Origin of the sequence: Micrococcus sp. HMSC31B01 (assembly GCF_001816085.1) — a bacterium.
In the GTDB taxonomy this organism is placed as follows: domain Bacteria; phylum Actinomycetota; class Actinomycetes; order Actinomycetales; family Micrococcaceae; genus Micrococcus; species Micrococcus luteus.
The window spans coordinates 1-8,833 of the sequence record NZ_KV825212.1 but is presented as its reverse complement, the minus strand read 5'-3'; the positions used below and the strand labels follow the sequence as shown (position 1 = coordinate 8,833).

At 72.7% G+C, this 8,833-nt stretch carries 7 protein-coding genes and 1 pseudogene; 3 read left to right on the top strand and 5 right to left on the bottom strand.

Translation table 11 applies throughout. The annotated features are described in order from the left end of the window. Window positions 1-1,553, top strand: a 1,553-nt coding sequence (locus HMPREF3105_RS08300; protein ID WP_246830356.1) for an alkaline phosphatase D family protein, incomplete at its 5' end; no start/stop codon positions are given. A 63-nt stretch (window positions 1,554-1,616) separates the two neighbouring features. Here HMPREF3105_RS08300 and HMPREF3105_RS08295 read toward each other — a convergent pair. Genes HMPREF3105_RS08295 through HMPREF3105_RS08280 form a run of 4 tightly spaced genes read right to left on the bottom strand, consistent with a single transcriptional unit; the run spans window position 1,617 to window position 5,015 of the window. Beyond that, window positions 1,617-2,624, bottom strand: coding sequence for a glycine betaine ABC transporter substrate-binding protein (locus HMPREF3105_RS08295; RefSeq protein WP_070709190.1), 1,008 nt, complete (start codon window positions 2,622-2,624; stop codon window positions 1,617-1,619). Then, entirely contained in the window at window positions 2,621-3,373 is a 753-nt protein-coding gene (locus HMPREF3105_RS08290; protein ID WP_036382910.1) for an ABC transporter permease, read from the bottom strand. The genes HMPREF3105_RS08295 and HMPREF3105_RS08290 overlap by 4 nt, the downstream gene beginning before the upstream one ends. Then, the gene (locus HMPREF3105_RS08285; protein WP_070709188.1) at window positions 3,370-4,377 is read right to left on the bottom strand and encodes an ABC transporter ATP-binding protein; all 1,008 of its coding nucleotides are present in this window, start codon (window positions 4,375-4,377) and stop codon (window positions 3,370-3,372) included. The genes HMPREF3105_RS08290 and HMPREF3105_RS08285 overlap by 4 nt, the downstream gene beginning before the upstream one ends. After that, window positions 4,374-5,015 (bottom strand): ABC transporter permease, encoded by a 642-nt coding sequence (locus HMPREF3105_RS08280; protein ID WP_002855197.1) that lies wholly within the window; start codon window positions 5,013-5,015, stop codon window positions 4,374-4,376. Before HMPREF3105_RS08280 ends, HMPREF3105_RS08285 begins: the two co-directional genes overlap by 4 nt. Before the next feature lie 228 nt (window positions 5,016-5,243). Between HMPREF3105_RS08280 and HMPREF3105_RS08275 the strand changes: the two genes are divergently transcribed. Continuing rightward, window positions 5,244-6,545, top strand: a complete 1,302-nt coding sequence (locus HMPREF3105_RS08275; protein WP_070709186.1) for a dicarboxylate/amino acid:cation symporter — start codon at window positions 5,244-5,246, stop codon at window positions 6,543-6,545. Window positions 6,546-6,618: 73 nt separating this feature from the next. On the opposite strand, the gene HMPREF3105_RS08270 is transcribed toward HMPREF3105_RS08275, so the two are convergent. Further along, window positions 6,619-8,100: a sugar porter family MFS transporter gene (locus tag HMPREF3105_RS08270; RefSeq protein ID WP_069941593.1), complete on the bottom strand. Its 1,482-nt coding sequence runs from the start codon at window positions 8,098-8,100 to the stop codon at window positions 6,619-6,621. 239 nt (window positions 8,101-8,339) lie between these two features. Between HMPREF3105_RS08270 and HMPREF3105_RS08265 the strand changes: the two are divergent. Next, window positions 8,340-8,833, top strand: a pseudogene (locus HMPREF3105_RS08265) (bifunctional 3'-5' exonuclease/DNA polymerase); the annotation flags it as partial.

Here is an 8,833-nt window from a genome sequence, read left to right as displayed (position 1 = left end):
CCGCCCTCGCCGGCCCCGCCGCCGCCCGTCCGGCCCGCCACACCCCCGGTGGCCTGGTCGCGTCCCGTCTGACGCTGCCGTCCGGCGTCGCCACCGGCGATGTCACCTCGAACTCGGCCGTGCTGTGGGCGCGCTCGTCCGGCCGTTCGCGCCTGCACGCCACGCTGCGCGCGGTCGACGAGGACGGGAAGGTGCTGCGCGGCCGCTTCGCTCGCGGGCTGACCCTGCGCTCCGGCTGGGTCGACGGGGCCACCGACCACACCGCGAAGATCCTCGCGGACACGCTGCCCTCCGACACCCGCTTCGAGGTGACGTACGCGTTCGAGGACGAGGCCGGCCGCCTGGGCGAGTCGGCCGTGGCCCGCTTCACGACGGCGCCCGGCGCGCGGTTCGGCCGGAAGACCTCCGCCGCCCAGTCCTTCGTGTGGACCGCGGACACCGCGGGGCAGGGCTACGGCATCAACCCGGAGATCGGCGGCATGCGCGGCTACGCGGCGATGCACGCCACGAAGCCCGACTTCTTCCTGCACTCAGGCGACACGATCTACGCGGACAACCCCATCCCGGAGACCCTCGAGGTGGCCGGCGAGCCCACCTGGCGCAACCTCGTCACGGAGGAGACGTCCAAGGTCGCCGAGACGCTGAACGAGTTCCGCGGCCGCCACCGCTACAACATGATGGACGACAACCTCCGCGCCCTGTACGCGGACGTCCCCGTCATCGCCCAGTGGGACGACCACGAGACGACCAACAACTGGTGGCCGGGCGAGGTCCTCGAAGACCCGCGCTACACCCAGGTCCGTGACGTGGACACGCTGGCCGCCCGCGCCCGCCGCGCGTGGCAGGAGTACATGCCGATCGCCGACTCGACGGCCCTGCGCCGCGGCTCGGGCTTCGAACCCGCCCGCATCTACCGCAGGATCCCCCGCGGCGCGACGCTCGACGTGTTCGCCCTGGACATGCGCACCCACAAGGGCGAGAACACCCCGGGGCTCGAGACCCACGAGACCCCGATCCTGGGTGAGGAGCAGCTGCAGTGGCTCATCCGCGGGCTGCGCGCGTCGACCGCCACGTGGAAGGTCATCGCCAACGACCTGCCGCTGGGCCTGATCGTCCCCGACGGCACGGGGCAGGAGTCCCTGTCCAACGGCGACGACGGCGCCCCGCTGGGCCGCGAGCTGGAGATCGCCCGCCTCCTGAAGGCGATCAAGGACCACGGCGTGAAGAACGTCGTGTTCCTCACCGGCGACGTCCACGACTGCACTGCGCACCACTACTCCCCCGACCGCGCGGCGTTCACCGACTTCGAGCCGTTCTGGGAGTTCGTGGCCGGCCCCATCAACGCCGGATCGTTCGGCCCGAACACGCTGGACGGCACCTTCGGCCCGCGCCTGGACTTCGAGGCGCACGGCCCGGTCATGGGCTCGCCGCGCTCCGGTGAGCACCAGTACTTCGGCCACGTCGAGATCCCCGAGGACGGCCGCGAGTTCCGGGTGCGTCTGATCAACGCCGCCGGCCGGACGGTCTACTCGCGCACTCTGACGGCGGCCTGATCCGCCGTGCCACGCGGGGGTGACCCCCCCCAACGGGGCGTCCCCCACGGCGTCGGCGGACCGTCAGTCGGTGATCAGGCCCTCCTCGCGGAGCCAGTCCCACGCGACCTGGGTGGGCTCCTCACCGTCGACGTCCACCCGGGCGTTCAGGCGCGCGGCCGTCGCGTTGTCCAGGCGTGCGGTCACGGGTGCCAGCAGGTCGGCGATCTCGGGGTGCTGGGCCAGGACCTCCTCGCGCACGATGGGGGCCGCGTTGTACTTCGGGAAGAAGCTCAGCGGGTCCTGCAGGGTCGTCAGGTCCAGCGCGGCGATCCGCCCGTCCGTGGCGTACGCCTCCCCGAAGGTGCACGACCCGTCCGCCACCGCGGCGAACACCGCCCCGATGTCCATCTGGCGCAGCCGGGATCCGGTGGGCCGTTCGATCCCGTAGGCCTCGAGCATGGGCAGGAACCCGTCGTTGCGGGCGGCGAACTCGGCGCTCACGCAGAAGGACTGGTCCTGGGTGGGGAGGTCCTTGATGTCCGCGAGCGTCTCCAGGCCGAGCGCCTCCGCCCGGTCCTGGCGCACGGAGAAGGTGTAGGTGTTGTCGAGTTCGGCCGGCGGCAGCCACACCAGGCCCTGCTGCGCGTCCTCGTCCCGGACCGCGGCCCACTGCGCCTGGGCGTCCGGGATCGGATCGGTGTGGCCCAGGTACGTGATCCAGGCCGTCCCCGTGTAGTCCCACTCGACGTCCACGACGTCCGCGACCTGGGCCTGGCGCGCACTGAGCGAACCCGGCATGTTGGTCAGATCCTCGACGTCGGCCCCCGCGGAGCGCAGCAGGATCGCGGTGATCTTGCCGAGCACGACGCCCTCGTTGAAGTTCTTGGAGCCCACCGCCACGTGGGCGCCCTCGAGGTCGATCCCGGCGACGTCGCCGACGGGCGTGCCCGAGGGCAGGTAGCCGCCGGCGGTGCTCAGCCCGCACCCGGACAGGACTAGGGAGGCCGCCAGGCCGAGCGCGGCGAGCGCGGCACGAGCGGGGGTCCGGCCGCGGCGGCGGGACGGGGTGGTCGCGCGCGGGGTGGTCATGCGAGCCCCCTCGGCGTGGCCAGCGTCTCGACGAGGCGGCCGATCCACTCGATCATCAGGGCGAGGGCGGCCACGAGGATCGCCCCCGAGACGAGCAGCGGGAAACGGAACAGGACGATCCCGGTCTGGATGAGCAGGCCGAGGCCGCCGGCGTCGATGAACGTCGCGAACGCCCCGGTGCCCACCAGCAGCACCAGGGCGGTCCGCAGACCCGCCATGATCACGGGCAGGGCCAAGGGCAGCTCCACCCGGAGCAGGGTCTGCAGCGGCGACATGCCCATGCCGCGGGCCGCCTCGACGACGGTGGGGTCGACGCCCCGCAGCCCGGCCAGCGTGTTGGCCAGCACGGGCAGGAACGCGTAGAGGGACAGGGCCAGGACGGCGACCCGGAAGCCGAACCCCCACGCCATGGCGAGCAGGACGATCACACCGATCACGGGAGCGGCCTGGCCGGCGTTGGCCAGCCCCATGGCGACGGGGGTGAACCGCCGGGCGGCGGGGCGGCTCAGCAGCACGCCGAGCGGGACGGCCGTCGCCACGACCAGAACGGTGGACACGCCGACGAGGGCCAGGTGCTCGGCGGTGAGGCGCAGGACGGTGGGCCAGGTCAGCAGCCGGGCCTCGACGTCGTCGAGGGCGGCTCCGCGCACCCAGACGGTCCACCCGATCAGCAGGGCGGCCACCAGCAGCGGCAGGCCGATCAGGAGCAGGCGGTCTTCGGCGGAGGCCGAACGCAGCCGGGCGATCATGGCTGAGCCTGCTCGTCGGCGGCGCGGGCGTGCGCGCGCAGTGTCGGATAGTCGAGCAGACCGATGACCGTGCCATCACGGACCACGGCGATCTCCTCCGTCGGGGCCATGACCAGCGCCGCGAGGGCTTCGCTGATCGGGGTGGCCGCGTCGAGCACGGGCCCGCCCGGCAGCGGGCCCGTCGGGTGGTGTGCGATCGGGCGCAGCGGCAGCGAGTCGACCGACCGCAGCCCCAGCCGCTTGAGCCCCGCCCCCGACCCCACGAGGTCGGCCACGAACTCGGTGGCCGGCCGAGCCAGGACCTCTTCGGGGGTGGCGTACTGGGCCACGTGCGCGCCGGGTTCGAGCACCAGGATCCGGTCGCCCAGGAGCACGGCCTCGTCCACGTCGTGGGTGACCATCACGATGGTCTTGCCCACCCTGGCCTGGATGTCGAGCATCTCCTGCTGCAGGCGCTCGCGGGTGAGGGGGTCCACGGCGCCGAAGGGCTCGTCCATGAGCAGCACGGGAGGATCCGCCGCGAGGCCCCGGGCCACGCCGACGCGCTGCTGCTGTCCGCCGGACAGCTCGCGCGGGAAACGGTCTCGATAGATCGCCGGGTCCAGGCCGACCAGGTCGAGCAGCTCGTCCACGCGGTCGGCGATGCGCCGGCGGTCCCACTTGAGCAGGCGCGGCACCAGGCCGACGTTCTCGGCGACGGACAGGTGGGGCATCATCCCGCCACCCTGCACGACGTAGCCGATCTGACGGCGCAGCCGGGTGGGGTCACGGCGTGTGATGTCCTCCCCGCCGATCAGGATCCGCCCGGAGGTGGGCTCGATGAGGCGGTTGATCATCTTCAGCGAGGTGGTCTTGCCGCAGCCGGACGGACCGACGAACACCACCGTCTCCCCCGCGGGGATGACGAGGTCCAGGGCGTCCACGGCGGGACGGTCCTGCCCCGGATAGAGCTTCGTCAGGGACTCGAGACGGATCTCGGCCCCGGCGTCACGGTCGGTGCTCATGCGCGCAGTCCCTTCGAGATGGTGAGCCGGCCGAGCAGCACGAGCAGCCCGTCCAGGACGAGGGCGACGACGACGATGCCGAGGGTGCCCACGAGGGCGTAGTTCAACGCGTTGGCGCCGCCCAGGGAGACCAGCCCCGTGAAGATGTACGAGCCCAGTCCGGGCCCCAGGACGTAGGCCGCGACCGCGGCCACGCCCATGCCGAGCTGGCCCGCGACCCGGATGCCGGTGAGGATCACGGGCCAGGCCAGCGGGAGACGCACCCGGGTGAACAGCGCCACCGGCCCCATGCCCATCCCCCGGGCGGCCTCCAGCACCTCCGGGTCCACGCCGCGCAGACCCACGAGCGCGTTGCGGAGGATGGGCAGCAGGGCATAGAAGACCACCACCACGACGGCCGGGACGGTCCCGATGCCCACCAGGGGGATCAGGACGCCGATGAGCGCGAAGGAGGGCAGGGTCAGCCCGACGGCCGTGAAGGCGTTCGCGATCGGGGTCAGGGCCTTGATCCGCGTGGCGATCACGGCCAGCGCGATGGCGAGCACGGTGGCGATGGCCAGCGCCTGCAGCACGAGCCACCCGTGCTGCCACGCCCGGAAGAGGATGTCGGGCCAGCGTGAGGCGAGGAACTCGCTCATGCGGCCTCCACGCCGGCAGCGCACCCCTGGGCGGCCCGGGCGTCTGCGGGGCGGGGCAGGACCGTCATCGTCGTCTCCTTCGGTCCGGGTGGGTCGGGCGTGCTCTTGCACGCTCCCCGAGATGGTGGCGCTCCCTGTGTTCTGCGCCACGAAGGGGGTCACCGGCACCGCCAAGGATGGCCTACCGACCGGGCGACGGGCAGGACGGCCTGCGCTAGCGTGTCGGCCATGTCTCGCTCCCACTCCGACGCCCTCGACGCGTCCGGCCCCGACTCCGGGGGCGCCGTCGCCGTGCCCCGCCGCCGCTTCGGCCTGCTGCCCCGCATCCTCGTCGCGATCGTGGCCGGCGTCCTCGTCGGCCTGGTCGCGCCGACCTGGCTCGTGCAGGCCTTCGCCACCTTCAACGGGCTGTTCTCGAATTTCCTGGGCTTCATCGTCCCGGTGCTGATCCTGGCGCTCGTCGCCCCCGCCATCGGCGACATCGGCCGGGGCGCGGGGAAGCTGCTGGCCCTGACCGGCGGCATCGCCTACGGCTCCACCCTGTTCGGCGGCTTCGGCGCCCTGCTGGTCTGCCTGCTCGTCTTCCCGCTGATCCTCACGCCCGGGTCCTTCGAGGCGATGGCCAACCCCGAGGACGCGCTGCTCGGCCCGCTGTTCGAGGTGCAGATGGACCCGCCCTTCGGCGTGATGACGGCCCTGCTGCTCGCGTTCGTGCTCGGCATCGGCCTGACTATGCTGCCGCGCGGTGCCCTGCACGAGGGATTCGACCAGCTGCGATCGATCATCGAGCGGGTCGTCATGGGCCTGATCGTGCCGCTGCTGCCCGTCTACATCTTCGGCGTGTTCCTGAACATGACCGCCGCCGGCGAGGTCTTCAAGGTCATCACCACGTTCCTCGGCGTGATCCTGCTGGTCTTCGGCCTCACCGTGGTGCTGCTGCTCATCCAGTACGTCGTCGCGGGCGCGATCGCGGGCCGCAACCCGTTCACGGCCCTGAAGACGATGCTGCCGGCCTACGCGACGGCCCTGGGCACCTCGTCCTCGGCGGCGACCATCCCGGTGACCCTGCGCCAGACCCTGCTGCTCGGCGTGCGCCGGCCGATCGCCTCGTTCGTCGTGCCGCTGTGCGCGACGATCCACCTGGCCGGCTCCACGGTGAAGATCGTCTCGTTCTCCATCGCCGTGCTGTTCCTCTCGGGCCAGTCGATCGACATCCCGGTGTTCGTGGGCTTCATCTTCATGCTGGGCGTCACCATGGTCGCGGCGCCCGGCGTGCCCGGCGGCGCGATCGTGGCGGCCTCGGGCCTGCTGTCCTCGATGCTCGGCTTCACCGAGCCGCAGGTCGCGCTCATGGTCGCCACGTACATCGCCATCGACTCCTTCGGCACCGCCACCAACGTGACCGGCGACGCCGCCATCGCGATGATCGTCGACAAGATCGCCGGAGACCGTCTCATCGAGGACTCCGAGGACGAGGGCCTGGAGCGCCTCGACGACGAGGGGGCCGCGACCGGCGCCGACGCCGGCTGACCCGCCCCGCACACACCACGGCCCCCTCCCTGTCTGCAGCTCAGGGAGGGGGCCGTCGTCGGGACGGGCGGTGTCAGCCGCGCAGATCCCGCTCCGCCTCGGCGCGCACCGCGCGCCGCTGCCCCGGGGAACGCACGACGACGTCGCTCATCTCCTCGAGCGTCTTGCCCTTGGTCTCGGGGACGAAGGCCGCCACGAAGGCCAGGGACAGCGCCGCCATGACCGCGTACAGACCGTAGGCGAGGGTCAGGCCGATGTCCGCCAACCACGGGAACGTGGTGGAGACGGTGAAGTTCGCCGCCCACTGCGCGGCGGCGGCCACGGCGAGCGCGCCGGCGCGGATGCGGTTCGGGAACATCTCGCCCAGCAGCACCCAGACCAGCGGACCCCAGGTGGCGCCGAAGAACACCACGAAGGCGTTCGCGGCCACCAGCGCCACCGTGGACCACGGCTGCGGCAGGGAGACGGACTCGGCGCCGCCGGTCTGCGCGAAGGAGAAGGCCAGTGCCATCAGGCCGAGGCTGACCGTCATGCCGGCGGAGCCGGCGATCAGCATGGGGCGACGGCCGACGCGGTCCACCAGGGCGATCGCGATGAGGGTGACGGCGATGTTCGTGACCGAGGTGATCACGGTGACCGTGAGGGCGTCCGACTCCCCGAAGCCCACCGAACGCCACAGGGTGGTGGAGTAGTAGAAGATCACGTTGATGCCCACGGCCTGCTGGAAGACGGAGAGCAGGATGCCGATCCACACGATCGGCTGCAGGCCCGCCGACGGTCCGCGCAGGTCCGCCAGCGACTCGCGGCGCTCCGAGTCCAGCGAGCGCCGGATGTCCTCGATCATCAGGTTCACCCGGTCCACGCCGGTGAACTCGTGCAGGACCTCGGCCGCCTCGTCCGTGCGGCCGCGGGCGACCAGGTAGCGCGGGGACTCCGGCAGCTTCAGGGCGAACAGGCCGTACAGCACCGCCGGGACGGTCTCGGCCAGGAACATCCAGCGCCAGGCGTCGACGCCGAGCCAGAACGGCTGCGCCGCTCCCCCGGCCATCGTCGCGAAGAGCGCGTCCGTGAGCAGCGCGGCGAAGATGCCGAGGACGATCGCCAGCTGCTGGAGCGAGCCGAGGCGACCGCGCACATGGGCCGGGCTGACCTCCGCGATGTACGCCGGAGCGATCACGGACGCGGCGCCCACGCCCAGGCCGCCGACCACGCGCCAGAAGATCAGGCCGACCACGCCGAACGCCAGGCCCGAGCCGATGGCGGAGACCAGGAACAGGATCGCGGCGATCACCATCACGGGCACGCGGCCGCGGCGGTTGGCGATCGGCCCGGCGAACCAGGCGCCGAGCGCGCAGCCGATCAGCGCCGAGGAGACGGCGAAGCCCGTCAGACCGGCGCCGAGGCCGAACTCCCCGGCGAGGGCGTCCACGGCACCGTTGATGACAGAGGTGTCGAAGCCGAACAGGAAACCGCCGAGCGCGGCGGCGACCGAGATGCCGACCACCTTGGCGTTGAGGCGAGACGTCGCGGCGCCGCCGGACCGGGTCGCTGTCATGGTGGGTCCTCTCTGGGTGGCGCCCGACGGCCCGCTGCGCGCCGGTGCGTCCGCACAGTGTGTTCTCCGCTCAGCGAGCGTGCAAGTCGCACAGCCCTTCTCCCCGCCCCCCGAGGAGGCGGCGGGACATCAGGGGGAACCGTGCCCGCTGCGCCCGCCGTGGTCGCCGCCGTGCCGGGAGGTCTGCCGCACAGGGCTGCGGCAGACGGCGCCTCGGGTCACGGGGCAGAATGAGGGCCATGTTCGTCGTCCTGGGCCCCGCCCCCGCCTCCGTCGGCAGCCCCGGCACCTGGTGGGCCCTGGACGGGGAGGGCGATGACGCCGTTCCCCTGGGCTCCTGCGCCGCCGGGTCCGTGGCCGGGCTCGTGGCCGGTCTGCCCGCCCGCCTGGGCGTGGACCCGAGCACGGTCCGCTGGGTGCTCGCCGACGTCGGGACGGAGTACGCCGCCTGGCTGGCGGCGGGGGTGCGGGTGGATCGGTGCTGGGACCTGGCCCTCGTCCAGCGGATCCTGCGGCACGCGGCGACGGCGCCGGGCAGCGGGGTGCGTTACACGCCCGTGGCGCAGCTCGAGGTCGCCGACCCGACGGAGCCCGAGCGCCCGGCGCGGGTGCCCGCCGGTCAGGAGTCCTTCTTCGACCTGCCGGACGAGGCCGACCCGGCCCCGGACGTCACCGTGCTCGCGGCCGAGCTGGCCGCGCAGCGGGCCGCCGTCGAGGGCTCGGCCCACCCGCA